Source organism: Pseudorhodoferax sp. (assembly GCF_047601025.1).
Classification (GTDB): Bacteria; Pseudomonadota; Gammaproteobacteria; order Burkholderiales; family Burkholderiaceae_C; genus Pseudorhodoferax.
This window is the reverse complement of the sequence record NZ_JASGJZ010000001.1, coordinates 609,238-626,984: the sequence shown is the minus strand read 5'-3', so window position 1 is coordinate 626,984 and position 17,747 is coordinate 609,238. Positions and strand designations below refer to the sequence as shown.

At 69.7% G+C, this 17,747-nt stretch carries 15 protein-coding genes; 12 read left to right on the top strand and 3 right to left on the bottom strand.

Features of this window, described 5'->3' with window-relative positions; genetic code table 11:
• Positions 1 to 200 precede the first annotated feature (200 nt).
• The 6 genes from carA (at position 201) to QM782_RS02980 (ending at position 7,621) form a co-directional block, all read left to right on the top strand.
• Positions 201 to 1,385 (top strand): glutamine-hydrolyzing carbamoyl-phosphate synthase small subunit, encoded by a 1,185-nt coding sequence (gene carA / locus QM782_RS03005; protein WP_415201451.1) that lies wholly within the window; start codon positions 201 to 203, stop codon positions 1,383 to 1,385.
• Positions 1,378 to 4,620: a carbamoyl-phosphate synthase large subunit gene (gene carB, locus QM782_RS03000; protein ID WP_415201450.1), complete on the top strand. Its 3,243-nt coding sequence runs from the start codon at positions 1,378 to 1,380 to the stop codon at positions 4,618 to 4,620. Before carA ends, carB begins: the two co-directional genes overlap by 8 nt.
• A 15-nt stretch (positions 4,621 to 4,635) precedes the next feature.
• Complete coding sequence (locus tag QM782_RS02995; RefSeq protein ID WP_415201449.1) at positions 4,636 to 5,505, top strand: Kdo hydroxylase family protein; 870 nt, start codon at positions 4,636 to 4,638, stop codon at positions 5,503 to 5,505.
• Positions 5,506 to 5,568: 63 nt separating this feature from the next.
• A complete protein-coding gene (gene greA / locus QM782_RS02990) occupies positions 5,569 to 6,045 on the top strand; it encodes a transcription elongation factor GreA (RefSeq protein ID WP_415201448.1) in 477 nt (158 codons plus the stop codon).
• Positions 6,046 to 6,047: 2 nt separating this feature from the next.
• Positions 6,048 to 6,485, top strand: coding sequence for a DUF4149 domain-containing protein (locus QM782_RS02985; protein ID WP_415201447.1), 438 nt, complete (start codon positions 6,048 to 6,050; stop codon positions 6,483 to 6,485).
• Positions 6,486 to 6,487: 2 nt separating this feature from the next.
• Positions 6,488 to 7,621: an aminotransferase class V-fold PLP-dependent enzyme gene (locus QM782_RS02980; protein WP_415201446.1), complete on the top strand. Its 1,134-nt coding sequence runs from the start codon at positions 6,488 to 6,490 to the stop codon at positions 7,619 to 7,621.
• Positions 7,622 to 7,625: 4 nt separating this feature from the next.
• Here QM782_RS02980 and QM782_RS02975 read toward each other — a convergent pair whose 3' ends face one another.
• On the bottom strand, positions 7,626 to 8,102 hold the full coding sequence (locus QM782_RS02975) for a YhbY family RNA-binding protein (RefSeq protein WP_415201445.1): 477 nt from the start codon (positions 8,100 to 8,102) through the stop codon (positions 7,626 to 7,628).
• A 20-nt stretch (positions 8,103 to 8,122) separates the two neighbouring features.
• Between QM782_RS02975 and QM782_RS02970 the strand changes: the two genes are divergently transcribed.
• From QM782_RS02970 to QM782_RS02950, 5 genes are all read left to right on the top strand, one after another.
• Positions 8,123 to 8,806, top strand: a complete 684-nt coding sequence (locus QM782_RS02970; protein WP_415201444.1) for an RlmE family RNA methyltransferase — start codon at positions 8,123 to 8,125, stop codon at positions 8,804 to 8,806.
• A 122-nt stretch (positions 8,807 to 8,928) separates the two neighbouring features.
• On the top strand, positions 8,929 to 10,848 hold the full coding sequence (gene ftsH, locus QM782_RS02965) for an ATP-dependent zinc metalloprotease FtsH (RefSeq protein WP_415201443.1): 1,920 nt from the start codon (positions 8,929 to 8,931) through the stop codon (positions 10,846 to 10,848).
• Between the two features lie 76 nt (positions 10,849 to 10,924).
• The gene (folP, locus tag QM782_RS02960) at positions 10,925 to 11,800 is read left to right on the top strand and encodes a dihydropteroate synthase (RefSeq protein ID WP_415201442.1); all 876 of its coding nucleotides are present in this window, start codon (positions 10,925 to 10,927) and stop codon (positions 11,798 to 11,800) included.
• 18 nt (positions 11,801 to 11,818) lie between these two features.
• A complete protein-coding gene (gene glmM / locus QM782_RS02955; RefSeq protein WP_415201441.1) occupies positions 11,819 to 13,174 on the top strand; it encodes a phosphoglucosamine mutase in 1,356 nt (451 codons plus the stop codon).
• A 186-nt stretch (positions 13,175 to 13,360) separates the two neighbouring features.
• On the top strand, positions 13,361 to 14,197 hold the full coding sequence (locus QM782_RS02950; protein WP_415205573.1) for a UDP-2,3-diacylglucosamine diphosphatase: 837 nt from the start codon (positions 13,361 to 13,363) through the stop codon (positions 14,195 to 14,197).
• 91 nt (positions 14,198 to 14,288) lie between these two features.
• Here QM782_RS02950 and asd read toward each other — a convergent pair whose 3' ends face one another.
• Complete coding sequence (gene asd, locus QM782_RS02945) at positions 14,289 to 15,176, bottom strand: archaetidylserine decarboxylase (RefSeq protein WP_415201440.1); 888 nt, start codon at positions 15,174 to 15,176, stop codon at positions 14,289 to 14,291.
• A gap of 53 nt (positions 15,177 to 15,229) precedes the next feature.
• Between asd and QM782_RS02940 the strand changes: the two genes are divergently transcribed.
• Positions 15,230 to 16,873: an aminotransferase class III-fold pyridoxal phosphate-dependent enzyme gene (locus QM782_RS02940; RefSeq protein ID WP_415201439.1), complete on the top strand. Its 1,644-nt coding sequence runs from the start codon at positions 15,230 to 15,232 to the stop codon at positions 16,871 to 16,873.
• Between the two features lie 250 nt (positions 16,874 to 17,123).
• Here QM782_RS02940 and QM782_RS02935 read toward each other — a convergent pair whose 3' ends face one another.
• Positions 17,124 to 17,729, bottom strand: a complete 606-nt coding sequence (locus tag QM782_RS02935) for a hypothetical protein (protein ID WP_415201438.1) — start codon at positions 17,727 to 17,729, stop codon at positions 17,124 to 17,126.
• Positions 17,730 to 17,747: the final 18 nt, after the last annotated feature.

Here is a 17,747-nt window from a genome sequence, read left to right as displayed (position 1 = left end):
CTGCGCCGGGCCGGGTGGGCAGGCGCCCGGCCAGCCGCGGGGCATACCCCGGGCTACAATCGTGGGCTTTTCGCAATTGCGTCGTTCGGCCGCATCCCCAGCCAGATCCCCACGAAAGCAGCAGTCCCAAGGAAGCGTTCGGCGTGCCCCGCACCGCCGACCCTGAGGGCGCCGGGCGACCGCCACATCCGGAGAACCCAGTGCTTTCCTCCCTTCAGGGATCCTTTCCGCCCGCGATCCTGGCGCTCGCCGACGGCACGGTCTTCCTCGGCAGTTCCATCGGCGCTCCGGGCCGCACGGTTGGCGAGGTCGTGTTCAACACGGCCATCACCGGCTACCAGGAGATCCTGACCGATCCGAGCTACTGCCAGCAGATCGTCACGCTGACCTACCCGCACATCGGCAACTACGGCATCAACGCCGAGGACGTCGAAGCCGACACGATCCATGCCGCCGGCCTGATCATCAAGGATCTGCCGCTGCTCGCCTCCAACTTCCGCAGCACCTCGACGCTGAACGGCTACCTCGCCGCCAACGGCACCGTGGCCATCGCCGGCATCGACACGCGCCAGCTCACGCGCCACCTGCGCAGCCAGGGCACGCAGAACGCGGCCATCGTCGGCCTGGCGGCGGGCACGGCGATCACCCAGGCCGCCATCGACCAGGCCGTCGCCGCCGCCAAGGCCGTGCCGGACATGACGGGCCTGGACCTGGCCAAGGTCGTCTCGGTGCGCGAGACCTGCGAGTGGACGCAGACCGAGTGGAAGCTGGGCGCCGGCTACGGCGTGCAGATCACGCCGAAGTTCCACGTCGTCGCTTACGACTACGGCGTCAAGAAGAACATCCTGCGCATGCTGGCTCAGCGCGGCGCGCGCATCACCGTGGTGCCGGCGCAGACGCCCGCGGCCGACGTGCTCAAGCTCCGGCCGGACGGCATCTTCCTGTCCAACGGCCCGGGCGACCCGGGTGCCTGCGACTACGCGATCGAGGCCACGCGCGAACTGATCGAGACCGGCATCCCGGTCTTCGGCATCTGCCTGGGCCACCAGATCATGGCACTCGCGTCGGGGGCCAAGACCTTCAAGATGAAGTTCGGCCACCACGGCGCCAACCACCCGGTCAAGGACCTGGACAACGGCCGCGTGTCGATCACCAGCCAGAACCACGGTTTCGCCGTGGACGAGAAGACGCTGCCGGCCAACCTGCGCGCCACGCACGTGAGCCTGTTCGACGGCACGCTGCAGGGCCTGGCCCGCACCGACAAGCCGGCCTTCTGCTTCCAGGGCCACCCGGAGGCCTCGCCCGGCCCGCACGACATCGGCTATTTGTTCGACCGCTTCACGCAGTCCATGGAAACGTACAAGGCGGAGGGCAAGCATGCCTAAGCGCACAGACATCCGCAGCATCCTGATTATCGGTGCCGGCCCCATCGTCATCGGTCAGGCCTGCGAGTTCGACTACTCCGGCGTGCAGGCCTGCAAGGCGCTGCGCGAGGAGGGCTACAAGGTCATCCTGATCAACAGCAACCCCGCGACGATCATGACGGACCCGGCCACGGCCGACGTCACCTACATCGAGCCCATCACTTGGCAGACGGTCGAGAAGATCATCGCCAAGGAGCGGCCCGACGCCATCCTGCCCACCATGGGCGGCCAGACCGCGCTGAACTGCGCGCTGGACCTGTGGCGCAACGGCGTGCTGGACAAATACCAGGTCGAGCTGATCGGCGCCACGCCCGAGGCCATCGACAAGGCCGAGGACCGGCTGAAGTTCAAGGACGCGATGACCAGGATCGGCCTGGGCTCGGCGCGCTCGGGCATCGCGCACTCGATGGACGAGGCCTGGGCGGTGCAGAAGCACGTGGGCTTCCCGACCGTGATCCGCCCCAGCTTCACGCTGGGCGGCACCGGCGGCGGCATCGCCTACAACGCCGAGGAATTCGAGACCATCTGCAAGCGCGGCCTGGAGGCCTCGCCGACCAGCGAGCTGCTGATCGAGGAATCGCTGCTGGGCTGGAAAGAGTACGAGATGGAGGTCGTGCGCGACAAGGCCGACAACTGCATCATCGTCTGCTCGATCGAGAACCTGGACCCGATGGGCGTGCACACCGGCGACTCCATCACCGTGGCGCCGGCGCAGACGCTGACCGACAAGGAATACCAGATCATGCGCAACGCCAGCCTGGCGGTGCTGCGCGAGATCGGCGTGGACACGGGCGGCTCCAACGTGCAGTTCTCGGTCAACCCGGCCGACGGTCGCATGGTCGTGATCGAGATGAACCCGCGCGTGTCGCGCTCCTCGGCGCTGGCTTCCAAGGCCACGGGCTTCCCGATCGCCAAGGTCGCGGCCAAGCTGGCCATCGGCTACCTGCTCGACGAGCTGCGCAACGAGATCACCGGCGGTGCCACGCCGGCCAGCTTCGAGCCCAGCATCGACTACGTGGTGACCAAGATCCCGCGCTTCGCGTTCGAGAAGTTCCCGGCCGCCGACAGCCACCTGACCACGCAGATGAAGAGCGTGGGCGAGGTCATGGCCATGGGCCGCACCTTCCAGGAAAGCTTCCAGAAGGCGCTGCGCGGCCTGGAGGTCGGCGTCGACGGCATGAACGAGAAGACGCAGGACCGCGAGAAGCTCGAAGAGGAACTGGGCGAGCCCGGCCCGGAGCGCATCTGGTACGTGGGCGACGCCTTCGCCTCCGGCTGGACGCTGGACGAGGTGCATGCGCTGACCAAGATCGACAAGTGGTTCCTGGTGCAGATCGAGGAGATCGTCCGCATCGAGCTGGACCTGGACCGGCACACCGAGGAGCACGGCGAGGCCGCGCTGTCCCGGCTCTCGGCCGACGAGCTGCGTACGCTCAAGCGCAAGGGTTTCTCCGACCGGCGCCTGGCCAAGCTGCTCCGGACCACGGAGCAGGCCGTGCGCGCTGCGCGCCATGCGCAGGGCGTGCGCCCGGTCTACAAGCGGGTGGACACCTGCGCCGCCGAGTTCGCGACCAACACCGCCTACATGTATTCCACCTACGAGCAGGAGTGCGAGGCGGAGCCGACCGGCCGTAAGAAGATCATGGTGCTGGGCGGCGGCCCCAACCGCATCGGCCAGGGCATCGAGTTCGACTACTGCTGCGTGCACGCGGCGCTGGCGATGCGCGAGGACGGCTACGAGACCATCATGGTCAACTGCAATCCCGAGACCGTGTCGACCGACTACGACACCTCGGACCGCCTGTACTTCGAGCCGCTGACGCTGGAGGACGTGCTGGAGATCGTGGCCAAGGAGAAGCCCGAGGGCGTGATCGTGCAGTACGGCGGCCAGACGCCGCTGAAGCTCGCGCTCGGCCTGGAGGCCGCCGGCGTGCCCATCATCGGCACCTCGCCCGACATGATCGACGCGGCCGAGGACCGCGAGCGCTTCCAGAAGCTGCTGCAGGACCTCGGCCTGCGCCAGCCGCCCAACGCCACGGCCCGCACCGAGGCCGAGGCGCTGGAGAAGGCCGCGGCGCTGGGCTACCCGCTGGTGGTGCGCCCGAGCTACGTGCTGGGCGGCCGCGCGATGGAGATCGTGCACGAGCAGCGCGACCTGGAGCGCTACATGCGCGAGGCGGTGAAGGTCAGCAACGACTCGCCGGTGCTGCTGGACCGCTTCCTGAACGACGCCATCGAGTGCGACGTCGATGCCGTGCGCGACGCCACCGGCCGCGTGTTCATCGGCGGCGTGATGGAGCACATCGAGCAGGCCGGCGTGCACAGCGGCGACTCGGCGTGCTCGCTGCCGCCGTACTACCTCGGCAAGGCGACGGTGGACGAGCTCAAGCGCCAGACCGCGGCCATGGCCGAAGGCCTGAACGTGGTCGGCCTCATGAACGTGCAGTTCGCGATCCAGGAGAAGGACGGCCAGGACGTGATCTACGTGCTGGAAGTCAATCCGCGCGCCAGCCGCACCGTGCCCTTCGTCTCCAAGGCCACCGGCATCCAGCTGGCCAAGGTCGCGGCGCGCTGCATGGCCGGCCAGTCGCTGGACCAGCAGGGCGTCAAAGCCGAGGTCACGCCGCCGTACTTCAGCGTGAAGGAGGCGGTGTTCCCGTTCGTCAAGTTCCCGGGCGTGGACACCATCCTCGGCCCGGAGATGAAGTCCACCGGCGAGGTCATGGGCGTGGGCAAGACCTTCGGCGAGGCCTTCGTCAAGAGCCAGCTCGGCGCCGGCACCCGGCTGCCGCGCGCCGGCACCGCCTTCCTGACGGTCAAGAACAGCGACAAGCCGCGTGCCGTCGAGGTGGCGCGCGCGCTGGTGGCGCTGGGCTTCGAGCTGGTCGCGACCAAGGGCACGGCGGCGGCCATCGCCGCGGCCGGCATCGCGGTCAGGATCGTCAACAAGGTCACCGAGGGCCGGCCGCACGTCGTGGACATGATCAAGAACAACGAGATCGCGCTGGTGGTCAACACGGTCGAGGAGCGCCGCAATGCGATCGCCGACAGCCGGGCCATCCGCACCTCCTCGCTGCTGGCGCGCGTGACCACGTTCACGACCATTGCCGGCGCGGAGGCGGCGGTGGAGGGCATGCGCTACCTGGACCAGCTCGACGTGATCTCGGTGCAGGAGATGCACGCCCAGCTGGCCTGATCGGCGGAGGGAGCGATGGCTTCGCAGCTGCTGGAGCTGGACCTGGCCGACTGGGCTGGCGCCCGCGCGGACGACGCCTGGGTCGAGGCCCTCGAGGCAGGCAAGGTGCTGGTGTTCCCGCGCCTGGGCTTTGCGCTGTCGCCCGAGGAGCGGCAGTTGCTCGATCCGTCCTTGCTGGCGGAGGGTTCGCGCAACATCAGCCTGGACGGATCGGGCCGGCTCAAGGGCGCGGCGGGCGATCCGGCCCGCCAGCAGGCCGTGGCCTCCATGGTCGCGCGGTTCCGCGGCCAGGCCCGCCAGCTCGTCGATGCGCTGCTGCCGCACTACGGCCCGGCCTTGCGCATGGCGCCCACCAGCTTCCGTCCGGCCCAGGTCGCAACGCGCCAGCAATCCTGGCGCGCCGACGACCGGCGCCTGCACGTCGATGCGTTTCCGTCGCGGCCCAACTATGGCGAACGCATCCTGCGCGTCTTCATCAACCTGAACCCGCATGGCGAGCCGCGCGTGTGGCGCGTGGGCGAGCCGTTCGAGCAGGTGGCGCAGCGCTTCCTGCCGCGGCTCAAGCCGTATGTGCGCTGGCAGGCCAAGGCCTTGCGGGCGCTGCGCGTGACCAAGTCGCTGCGCAGCGAGTACGACCACCTCATGCTGCAGCTGCACGACGCCATGAAGTCCGACCTCGGCTACCAGCAGAGTGCGCCGCAGCAGACGGTGGCGTTCCAGCCCGGCACGGTCTGGGTCTGCTTTTCCGACCAGACTTCGCACGCGGTGATGTCCGGCCAGTTCATGGCCGAGCAGACGTTGCACCTGCCTGCTGCGGCCCAATACAATCCGGCCGCAAGTCCGCTGGCGATCCTGAGCCGGCTGACTGGACGAAGCCTCGTCTGAGCCTGCTCACCCAACACCGCCGAACGGCAACGCTCGGCGGTTTGTTTTTTGGAGACCCGAACAGTGACCACATTTCCCGTGACCAAGCGCGGCGCCGAGGCGCTCAAGGCCGAGCTGCACCGCCTGAAGACCGTGGACCGTCCCGGCGTGATCAATGCCATCGCCGAGGCGCGTGCCCAGGGCGACCTGTCCGAGAACGCCGACTACGACGCGGCCAAGGACCGCCAGGGCTTCATCGAAGGCCGCATCCAGGAGATCGAGGGCAAGCTGTCGGTGGCGCAGGTCATCGATCCGGCCACGCTGAACGCCGGCGGCAAGGTCGTGTTCGGCGCCACCGTCGACCTGGAAGACGAGGACAACGGCCAGGCCGTGACCTACCAGATCGTCGGCGAGGACGAGGCCGACCTGAAGCAGGGCCGCATCAACATCTCCAGCCCGATCGCGCGCGCGCTGATCGGCAAGGCCGAGGGCGACAGCGCCGAGGTGCAGACGCCCGGCGGCCTGAAGCACTACGAGATCGTGGCGGTGCGCTACATCTGAGCATGGGCTCCGCCACGCGCCTGCCCCTGCTGGCCGCTGCCCTGTGGTGGGGCAGCCTGACGGCGCTGTTCTGGATCGTGCCGCTGCTGTTCGCGCACCTGCCCAGCCCGGCCCTCGCGGGCGGCGCGGCGGCGCGGCTGTTCAGCGCCCAGACCTGGGCCACGCTGGGCTGCTGCATGCTGATCCTGGTCGCTTCGCGGCCGCGCGATGCCGACCGTACGGCGGCCTGGGCGCGGTCCGTGCTGCCCTGGGTGCTGGGCGGTCTGCTGCTGGCGCTGCTGGTGGAATTCGCGGTCGCGCCGCGCATCGTGGCCCGCGAGAATCTGAAACTCTGGCACAACCTGGGCAGCGGCATGCTGCTGCTGCAATGGGTCTGTGCCGCAACAACGCTCTGGCAACTGGCGCGCCCCGCGCCGCATCCTGAACAAGAAGGAGACTGACCATGCCCGGACTCTTGCCCGATGTCGACCCGGACGGCCTGCTGGAATTCTCGGTGGTCTACACCGACCGTGCGCTGAACCACATGTCCAAGCGCTTCGCCGGCGTCATGCAGGACATCCTGGCCACGCTGAAGCAGGTCTACCACGCCCACACGGCGGTGCTGGTGCCGGGCAGCGGCACCTTCGGCATGGAGGCCGTCGCCCGCCAGTTCGCCAACCGCGAGAAGGTGCTGATCGTGCGCAACGGCTGGTTCAGCTACCGCTGGAGCCAGATCTTCGACGCCGGAGGGCTCGGCGGAGGTGCGGTGGTCTGCAAGGCGCGCCGCCTGGGCGACGGTCCGCAGGCGCCCTGGCAGCCGGCGCCGGCGGCGGAAGTCGCGGCGACGATCCGCGCCGAGCAGCCCAAGGTCGTGTTCATGCCGCACGTGGAGACCGCCAGCGGCATCATCCTGCCCGACGACTACCTGCGCACCGTGACCGCGGCCGCGCACGAGGTCGGCGCGCTGGCCGTGCTGGACTGCGTGGCTTCCGGCGCGATGTGGGTGGACATGCAGGCCACCGGCGTGGACGTGCTGATCTCCGCGCCGCAGAAGGGCTGGAGCGGCTCGCCCTGCTGCGCGATGGTCATGCTGAGCGCGCGGGCGCGCGAAGCCATCGAGGGCACGACCAGCAGCAGCTTCTCCTGCGATCTCAAGAAATGGATGCAGATCGCCGAGGGCTACGAGAAGGGCCAGCATGCCTACCACACGACCATGCCGACCGACGCGCTGGTGCGGCTGCGCGACGTGATGCTGGAGACGCGTGACTGGGGCTTCGAGCAGGTGCGCGCGGCCCAGGTCGAACTGGGCGCCAAGGTGCGTGCGCTGCTGGAATCGCGCGGCTTTCCCAGCGTGGCGGCCGAAGGCTTCAAGGCGCCCGGGGTGGTGGTCAGCTACACGACCGACCCGGACATCCAGAACGCGAAGAAATTCCTGGCCGCCGGCCTGCAGACCGCCTCCGGCGTGCCGCTGCAGTGCGACGAGGGGCCGGATTTCAGCACCTTCCGGATCGGCCTGTTCGGCCTGGAGAAGTGGCGCAACGTGGACCGCACGGTCGGCCACCTGGCCGCGGCGCTGGACCAGGTGGCGCCGCGCTGACGCTTCAGCCTTGCTGCTTCTTCGCCGAGGTCTTGGCGGGGCGCGCCTTCTTGACCTTGCCGCCGGCCGTCAGCCGCTGGTTGCCGAGCACCCGCAGCACCTTGACCTCGGGGCGCTGGCCGCCGCGCTTGCTGTACTTGAGCACCTTCACGTCGCGCGGCCCGGGCTTGCGGGCCTCGTCCTGCGCGTGCTCCCTGGCCTCGACCGGCTTGGGCCGCCACAGCACCAGCAGCTTGCCGATGTGCTGGATCGGCGCGGCGTTCAGCTGGTCGGCGAGCTGCTGGTAGATGGACTCGCGCTCGGCGCGGTCGTCGGAGAACACGCGTACCTTGATCAGTCCATGCGCCTGCAGCGCGAGATCGGTCTCGCGCACCACCGCGGGCGTCAGGCCATTGCCGCCGACCATGACCACGGGGTCCAGGGAATGGGCTTCGGCGCGGTGCACCTTGCGCTGCGCGGGGGTGAGTTGGATATGGGGCATCCTCGTATTATCCCGGCAGCATGAAAGTCAAGACCAAAAGCAAGAAGGTCAACAAGGCATGGCTGAACGACCATGTCAACGACCCCTACGTGAAGCTCGCCACCAGGGAAGGCTACCGTGCGCGCGCCGCCTACAAGCTCAAGGAGATCGATGAAAGCCTGCACCTGCTGCGGCCCGGCCACGTGGTGGTGGACCTGGGCTCGGCTCCCGGCGCCTGGAGCCAGTACCTGAGGCGCCGGCTGTCGCCCGACGGCGCGGCCGTGGGCCAGCTGAACGGCACCATCGTGGCGCTGGACATCCTGCCCATGGAGCCGATCGAGGGCGTGCAGTTCCTGCAGGGCGATTTCCGCGAGCCCGCGGTGCTGGAGCGGCTGCAGCTGGCCCTGGCCGGCAGCCGGGCCGACGTGGTGGTTTCCGACATGGCCCCCAACCTGTCCGGCATCGAATCGGCCGACGCGGCGCGCATCAGCCATCTGGTGGAACTCGCCGTCGAGTTCGCCAGCGCCCAGCTCAAGCCGGAAGGCGCGCTGGTCGCCAAGGTGTTCCACGGCAGTGGCTACAGCCAGCTGGTCAAGCTGTTCAAGGACCATTTCCGCGTGGTCAAGCCGGTCAAGCCCAAGGCCTCGCGCGACAAATCCTCCGAGACATTCCTGGTCGGCATCGGTTTGAAGAACGCGGTGCCAAACGCCGGAAAACAAGCCTAAACCCTTGCTGAAGCCGTGGCTGACGCGGGTTTTACGGCCATGCCGACCGCTTGAAATGCCTAGAATGGCACGCAAGTACGCTGAGCGCCGCCGTCTGTCACACGGCCTACCGGAGTCCCCGCTTGAAGAATCCCTGGTTTTCCAAAGTTGCTGTCTGGCTCGTGATCGCCATGGTGCTGTTCACGCTGTTCAAGCAGTTCGACACGCGTGCCACCGCAGGTGCCGGCTACATGGGCTATTCCGACTTCCTGGAGGAAGTCCGCAACAAGCGCATCAAGTCCGCGACGATCCAGGAAGGGCAGGGCGGCACCGAGATCGTCGCCATCACGACGGATGACCGCCGCGTGCGCTCCAACGCGACCTACCTGGACCGCGGCCTGGTCGGCGACCTGATCGCCAACAACGTCAAGTTCGACGTCAAGCCGCGCGAGGAAGGCTCGCTGCTGATGACCCTGCTGGTCAGCTGGGGGCCGATGCTGCTGCTGATCGGCGTCTGGGTCTACTTCATGCGCCAGATGCAGGGCGGCGGCAAGGGCGGCGCGTTCAGCTTCGGCAAGAGCAAGGCGCGCATGCTGGACGAGAGCAGCAACACCGTGACCTTCGCCGACGTGGCCGGCTGCGACGAGGCCAAGGAAGAAGTCAAGGAGGTCGTGGACTTCCTGAAGGATCCGCAGAAGTTCCAGAAGCTGGGCGGCCGCATCCCGCGCGGCCTGCTGCTGGTTGGCCCGCCGGGCACCGGCAAGACGCTGCTGGCCAAGTCCATCGCCGGCGAGGCCAAGGTGCCGTTCTTCAGCATCTCGGGCTCCGACTTCGTCGAGATGTTCGTCGGCGTGGGCGCGGCCCGCGTGCGCGACATGTTCGAGAACGCCAAGAAGAACGCGCCCTGCATCATCTTCATCGATGAAATCGATGCCGTGGGCCGCCAGCGCGGCGCCGGCCTGGGCGGCGGCAACGACGAGCGCGAGCAGACGCTGAACCAGATGCTGGTCGAGATGGACGGCTTCGAGACCAACCTGGGCGTGATCGTGGTCGCCGCCACCAACCGCCCCGACATCCTGGACGCCGCGCTGCTGCGCCCGGGCCGCTTCGACCGCCAGGTCTACGTGACGCTGCCCGACATTCGCGGCCGCGAGCAGATCCTGGGCGTGCACATGCGCAAGGTGCCGATCGGCCAGGACGTCAGCGCCGCGATCATCGCGCGCGGCACGCCCGGCATGTCGGGCGCCGACCTGGCCAATCTGTGCAACGAGGCCGCGCTGATGGCCGCGCGCCGCAACGCGCGCGTGGTCGAGATGCAGGACTTCGAGAAGGCCAAGGACAAGATCATCATGGGCCCGGAGCGCAAGAGCATGGTCATGCCCGAGGAAGAGCGGCGCAACACCGCCTACCACGAGTCCGGCCACGCGCTGATCGGCAAGCTGCTGCCCAAGTGCGACCCCGTGCACAAGGTCACCGTGATCCCGCGTGGCCGCGCGTTGGGCGTGACCATGAGCCTGCCCGAGAAGGACCGCTACAGCTACGACAAGGAGTACATGCTGAACCAGATCAGCATGCTGTTCGGCGGCCGCATCGCGGAAGAGGTGTTCATGAACCAGATGACCACCGGTGCCAGTAACGACTTCGAGCGCGCGACGCAGATCGCGCGCGACATGGTCATGCGCTACGGCATGACGGACGCCCTCGGTCCGATGGTCTACGCCGAGAACGAGGGCGAGGTGTTCCTGGGCCGCTCGGTCACCAAGACCACGAACATGAGCGAGCAGACCATGCAGAAGGTCGACGCGGAGGTGCGCCGCATCATCGACGAGCAGTACGCGCTGGCGCGCCGGCTGATCGAGGAGAACAGCGACAAGATGCATGCGATGGCCAAGGCGCTGCTCGAATGGGAGACCATCGACACCGAGCAGATCGACGACATCATGGCTGGCCGCGAGCCGCGCCCGCCCAAGGACTGGACGCCGCGGACGCCTTCCGGCGGCAACGGCGGTGGCAGCGGGGGGGCGCCGGCCGTGAATCCGGAGCCTTCGCCGTCGGCAGCGTGAAGGATTCCACCTGATTCGTTCAATCTGAGCACAGATAATGCGGGGCCCCACGGCCCCGTTTGCATTTTCTGGTTACATGTTCTGGCAAACCGCACGCTTTCGCCTGGATTTGGCGCAGCCGCGCGTCATGGGCATCGTGAACCTGACGCCGGATTCCTTTTCCGATGGCGGACGCCTGGACGGCCCCGGTGCCGCACTGCGCCACTGCGAGCAGTTGCTGGCCGAGGGCGCCGACATCCTGGACCTGGGGGCCGAGTCCTCCCGCCCTGGCGCGGCCTCGCTGCCGGCCGAGCAGGAACTCGCCCGGCTGCTGCCGGTGCTGCGCGAGGCGGTGCGCCTGGGCGTGCCGGTTTCGGTCGATACCTACAAGCCGCAGGTCATGCAGGCCGCGCTGGACCTGGGTGCCGACATCGTCAACGACATCTGGGCGTTGCGCTGGTACGACGCGGCGGCGGGCGAGGTGCCGGGTGCCGCCCGCGCCGCGGTGGCGCGGCACCCGGCCTGCGGCGTCTGCCTGATGCACATGCATGGCGAGCCGGCCACGATGCAGCGCGAGCCGATGCAGGGCGAGGCGCCGGCGCTGGTGCGGGCCTTCCTGGCCGAGGCGGCGGCGGCGCTGCGCGCCGCCGGTGTCGCGGGCGAGCGCATCGCGCTGGATCCCGGCATCGGCTTCGGCAAGACGGTCGAGCAGAACTTCGCGCTGCTCGCGCGGCAGCGTGAACTGCTGGACCTGGGCCATCCGCTGCTGGTCGGCTGGTCGCGCAAGTCCTCGCTGGCCGCCGCGGCCGGCATGCGGGACAGCGCGCCGGCCGCGCGCGTGCTGCCCAGCGTGGCGGCGGCCCTGCTGGCCGTGGAGCGCGGTGCCCGCATCGTGCGCGTGCACGACGTGCGTGAAACCGTGGCGGCGCTGCGCGTCTGGCGCGCCGCCTCTTCCTTCCATTCCAATTCCTGACAAGAAAGCACAAGACCTATGACACGTCGCTACTTCGGCACCGACGGCATCCGCGGCACCGTGGGCCAGGCCCCGATCACCCCCGATTTCGTGCTGCGCCTGGCGCACGCCGTAGGCCGGGTGCTGCGCCAGACCGAGGCGCGGCCGACCGTGCTGATCGGCAAGGACACGCGGATTTCCGGCTACATGCTGGAAAGCGCGCTCGAATCCGGCTTCAACTCCGCCGGCGTGGACGTGGTGCTGCTCGGGCCGCTGCCCACGCCCGGCGTCGCCTACCTGACGCGCGCACAGCGCGCCAGCCTCGGCGTGGTCATCAGCGCCAGCCACAACCCGTACCCGGACAACGGCATCAAGTTTTTCAGCGCCCAGGGCACCAAGCTGTCCGACGAATGGGAGGCTGCGGTCGAGGCCGCGCTCGAATTGCCGCCGCAGTGGGTGGATTCGGCCAGCCTGGGCAAGACCACGCGGCTGGAGGACGCGGCCGGCCGCTACATCGAATTCTGCAAGAGCACCTTCCCCAGCCCGCTGACGCTCAAGGGCCTGAAGATCGTGGTCGACGCGGCCAATGGCGCCGCCTACCAGATCGCGCCGATGGTGTTCCACGAGCTTGGGGCCGAGGTCGTCCGGATCGGCTGCCATCCCGACGGCCTGAACATCAACGAGAAGGTCGGCGCCACGCATCCGCAGGCCGTGGCCGAGGCCGTCCGTGCCCACGGGGCCGACTTCGGCGTCGCGCTGGACGGCGACGCGGACCGTGTGCAGTTGGTGGACCGCGACGGCCGGCTGTTCAACGGCGACGAGCTGCTGTACCTGATGGTCAAGGAACGGCTGTCGCGCGGCGGCGCCCAGCGCAGCAAGCGCGCCGGCGAAGCCGTCGACGGCGTGGTCGGCACCCTGATGACCAACAAGGCCGTCGAGGTCGCGCTGAAGGCCAAGGGCGTGGAGCTGGTGCGCGCCAAGGTCGGCGACCGCTACGTGCTGGAGGAGCTGGAGAAGCGCGGCTGGCTGCTCGGCGGCGAAGGCTCGGGCCACCTGCTGGCGCTGGACAAGCACACCACCGGCGACGGCCTGGTCAGCGCGCTGCAGGTGCTGCAGGTCTGCGTGCGCAGCGGCCAGGGCCTGTCGGAGGCGCTGGGCGAGCTGGCGCTGTTCCCGCAGACCATGATCAACGTGCGCCTGGCGCCGGGGCAGGACTGGAAGTCCAACACCGCCATGGCGCGGGCGCAGGCCGAGGTCGAGCGCGAACTCGGCGACGACGGCCGCGTGCTGATCCGCGCCTCCGGCACCGAGCCGGTGCTGCGCGTGATGGTCGAGGCGCGCGACCACGCGCAGGCCCAGCGCTGCGCCGAGCGCATCGCCGCCACGCTGCGCTGACGCCGGCTGCGGCGCGCGTCACCGCGCTGCCATCGGCGCGACACGCGCCGGTCATGCCTGCTGCGCACACTCGGCTCCGTGCGCATCCGCAGATGCGCGTGCCAGGAGCCGACCATGACCCAGCTGCCCGTATCCGCACGGCCCGACCCGCGGGGCTTGTCGCCGATGATGCGCGCCGCGCTCGGCATGTCCGGTGCGTCCCATGCGTCCATCCCGGGGCCCGGCGTGGAGGCCGACGACCCGCCGCCGCGCTGGCGCACCGTCTTCATCTCCGACCTGCACCTGGGCACGCCGGGCTGCCAGGCGACCGCGCTGCTGGCCTTCCTGAAGGCCCATCCCAGCCAGACCCTGTACCTGGTCGGAGACATCGTGGACGGCTGGCAGCTGCGCCGGCGCTGGTTCTGGCCGCAGGCCCACAACGACGTGGTGCAGAAGCTGCTGCGCCACGCGCGCAAGGGCTGCCGGGTGGTGTTCGTGCCGGGCAACCACGACGAGTTCGCGCGCGGCTTCGCCGGCCACCATTTCGGCGGCATCGAGGTGCGCGAGGAGGCCGTGCACACCACGGCCGACGGCCGGCGCCTGTGGGTCGTGCACGGCGACCATTTCGACGCCGTGATCCAGTGCGCCCGGTGGCTGGCCTACGTGGGCGACAACCTGTACGAGCTCACGCTGCGGCTGAACCGCCATCTGAACCGCCTGCGCGCCCGCATGGGGCTGCCGTACTGGTCGTTGTCGGCCTACCTGAAGGGCCGGGTCAAGAAGGCGCTGAACTACGTGACCTCGTTCGAGCAGGCGGTGGCCGCCGAGGCGCGCCGGCGCGGCTACCAGGGCGTGGTCTGCGGCCACATCCACCGCGCCGAGATGCGCGAGATCGACGGCACGCTGTACTGCAACGACGGCGACTGGGTCGAGAGCCTGAGCGCGCTGGTGGAGCACCACGACGGCCGGCTGGAACTACTGCACTGGCATGGCGACCCGGCGCAGCAGGCGCCTGCGGCGGCCGCTGGGCAGACCGCGGCCTGATCCGGGCACGGCAACGGAAAGCGGCCCGCAGGCCGCCCGGTAGGACGACGCACCGGAGGACGGGTTCACGCGTCGTGCATGCCGGGCGGCGCTACGCCGGCAGCCGCATCAGCGCCTGCCCCATGCGCAGTCGGGTGCCTTCGGCGATGCCCTCGCACAGCGCGAAGCCGCGCGGCGCGAACACGAGGATGGTCGAGCCGTGCTCGAACCAGCCCATCTCCTGTCCCTTGGCGAAGCGCTCCGCGCAGTCTCGCGGCCGCGCGCCCAGCGTGCGCAGGTGCAGCAGCGTGTCCATGCAGTGCAGCCGGATGCTGGCCACCAGGATGGCCGCCACCGGCACCAGCGCGATCGCGTGGCCCGTGTCTAGCCGCATGCGCAGCACCGCGCGCTCGTTGCGGCAGAACAGCCGCTCGATGCGCCTGAGCGCGATCGGGTTCACGTTCCAGGTGTCGCCGGACAGGTAGGTCAGCCGTTGCAGCGTGCCGTCGTGCGGCGCGTGGAAGCGGTGGTACATGGCCGAGGTCAGGCGCAGCGTCGCGTACACGCCGTCGTGCCAGGGGCGGGCCGCCTCGGCGTCGCCGAACAGTTCGCCGATCTCGTACGGGAAGCCCTTGGCCTGGAACACCTGCGTGCCGGCCACCGGGCCGCAGGCGCCGACGATGGCGTCGCAGGGGCTGGTGAGCACCTGCGGATCCATATCCACCGGGCGCGCGCCGGGTTGGAGCGCGCGCGTGAACATCGCATGCAGGCTGCTGAATTCGCGCTCCTGCGCGTCGGACAGGTCGATTTCGGTGCAGGCGCGCCACACGGCGATGGAGGCGCGGCGCACCAGCGGCTGCTCGATCCTGCCGAACCAGCCCATGAAGCGCGTCAGCGCCGCGCGCGGCACGCGGTTGGTCAGCAGGAAGTTCAGGTCCTCCTGCAGCAGCAGGCGGTCGCGCCAGCGCGCGCGGGGGGAGGGGACGGGGGCGTGATTCATCGTGTTGACAAGTAGCCGGGTTACCAATGCGGGGTCTTCACTCGCACGACCCCATGAACGAACTCACCCTTCTGGGCGGCCTGGGCGCCGCCGCCGCGCTGGCCCTGCTGCCGGCCGCGCAGCAGCGGCTCGCGCTGTCGCGCGCCAAGCACCGCTCCCTGGCCGGGCACTCCAAGCTCGCGCGCCGCGTGGCGCGCGGGCTGCCGTACTACGGCTTCGGGCCCGAGCGCTTCTTCGACTCCGACGGCGCGCCGGCCGAGGTGGCCGCGCGCCGCGAGGCGGCGCTGGCGCGGCTGGCCGCGCTGTTCGCGCAGCGCCATCCGCGCACGCTGGCCGCGACCGAGGCCGCGCGCGAGGGCATCGCCGACCTGCAGTTCACCGGCCGCTACCGCGTGCCGTTCCAGTACAGCCGGCTGCTGCGCGAGCGCCTGCCGGTCGGCGCCTTCGTGCAGGCCACGCGCGGCGTGCAGGTCCAGGACCTGGACGGCCACTGGTTCTACGACCTGGCGGGCTCCTACGGCGTGAACCTGTTCGGGCAGGACTTCTACAAGTCCTGCATCGCCGAAGGCAGCGCGCGCGTGCAGGCGCTCGGCCCCGTGCTCGGCAGCTACCACCCGGCCGTGCTGGACAACGTGCGCGCGCTGCGTGCGCTTTCGGGCATGGACGAGGTGTCCTTCCACATGTCCGGCACCGAGGCCGTGATGCAGGCCGTGCGGCTGGCGCGCTACCACACGCGGCGCAAGTACCTGGTGCGCTTCTGCGGCGCCTACCACGGCTGGTGGGACGACGTGCAGCCCGGCGTGGGCAACCCGGTGGGCGCCAGCCACACCTACACGCTGCGCGACATGGACGAACGCGCGCTGCGCGTGCTGGCGCGGCGGCGGGACATCGCCTGCGTGCTGGTCAACCCGCTGCAGGCGCTGCATCCGAACGCCAACGCGCCGTCCGATGCCGGCCTGCTGGCCGGCCGGCCGGCGCCGGCCTTCGACCGCGCGGCCTACACCGACTGGCTGCGCCGGCTGCGCGAGGTCTGCAGTGCGCGCGGCATCGTGCTGATCCTCGACGAGGTGTTCCTGGGGTTCCGGCTCGCGCCCGGCGGCGCGCAGCAGTACTTCGGCGTGCGGGCCGACCTCGTGGTCTACGGCAAGACGCTGGGCGGCGGCCTGCCGGTCGGCGTGGTCTGCGGGCCGCACCGGCTGATGCAGCGCTGGCGCGAGGACCGGCCGGCCGACGTTTGCCTGGCCCGCGGCACCTTCAACGCGCACCCCTACGTGATGGGCGCGATGCAGGTGTTCCTCGAACGCCTGGCCACGCCCGGCGTGCAGGCACTGTACGAGGGCCTGGACGCCACCTGGGGCGCGCGCGCCGCGCGGCTCAACGCGCTGCTGGAGCAGGCCGGCGTGCCGGTGCGCGTGGGCGCCATGTCCACCGTCTGGGCGGTGGGCTACACGCAGGCTTCGCGCTACCACTGGATGCTGCAGTACTACCTGCGGGCCGAGGGCCTGGCGCTGAGCTGGGTCGGCACCGGCCGGCTGATCTTCAGTCTGGACCATGGGGAGCAGGATTTCGAGGAAGTGGCCCGCCGCTTCGTCGCCGCCTGCCGGGCCATGCAGGCCGACGGCTGGTGGTGGCAGTCGCAGGGGCTCACGCAGGCGTCGATCCGGCGCAGCATCCTGCGCGAACTGCTCCGGCGCTGAGAAGCGGTGGTGAACCCATCCCTCACACCCACGCGAGCTTCCCGATGAGTGTCCACGTGCACCGCCAACGCGGTGCCCGGGGTCTCGCCCTTCGGGCCGGGGCACGCCAGGCCGCATGCGGGCGCTGCCGTCCTGGCCCCGGCAACCCGCCCGGGCGGCGGCCTGCGCCTACGCCAGGGGGCCGGCGGCGCCTCCCGTCGTGGGCGCGATCGATCCATTCACGGCCTCTGACGCGGCGGGCCGGTCCGTGTCAGCGGGCCGCGCCGTGCATGGGGTCGATCAGCTCGCCGCGCAGCAGCGCGAGCGGGCTCTTCCAGTACAGCCTGATGTCGTGGAAGGGATCGGTCAGGATCTTGGTGGCCCAGGCCAGGCCGCTCACCACGCCCTGCAGGAAGAACAGGTGCACGGTGCGTACCAGCACCGCGGCGGCGCCCAGCGCCAGCCAGGCCAGGCCCACGTGGCGCAGCCAGCCGTCCAGGCTGGTGGCGGGTTGCAGCAGGCCGAAGGCGCCGGGCTCCAGCCACAGCGCCAGCGGCACGGCCAGCCACAGCAGCATCAGCACCACCTTGCGGCGCAGGTTGTAGCCGACCTTGATCGCTTCCTTGTGGGCATGCGTGGCCTGGTTCACATGGTCGTAGCCCTTGGGCTCGAAGAAGAAGTGGCCGGCCTGGCGCGCGCACATCGCCACGGTCCAGCCCAGCAGCGCGGCCGCGGCCGGGTCCACGAACAGCAGGGCATAGCAGGCCACGAAGGTGCAGGCCGACAGCAGGTGCAGGCTCTGGTTGATGCGGCTGTGGTGGTAGTAGCGGTGGTCGTCGTCGCGCTGGGTCTGCAGGGTTTTCAGGAAATCGTGCACGCTGGCTCCCGTGGTGAT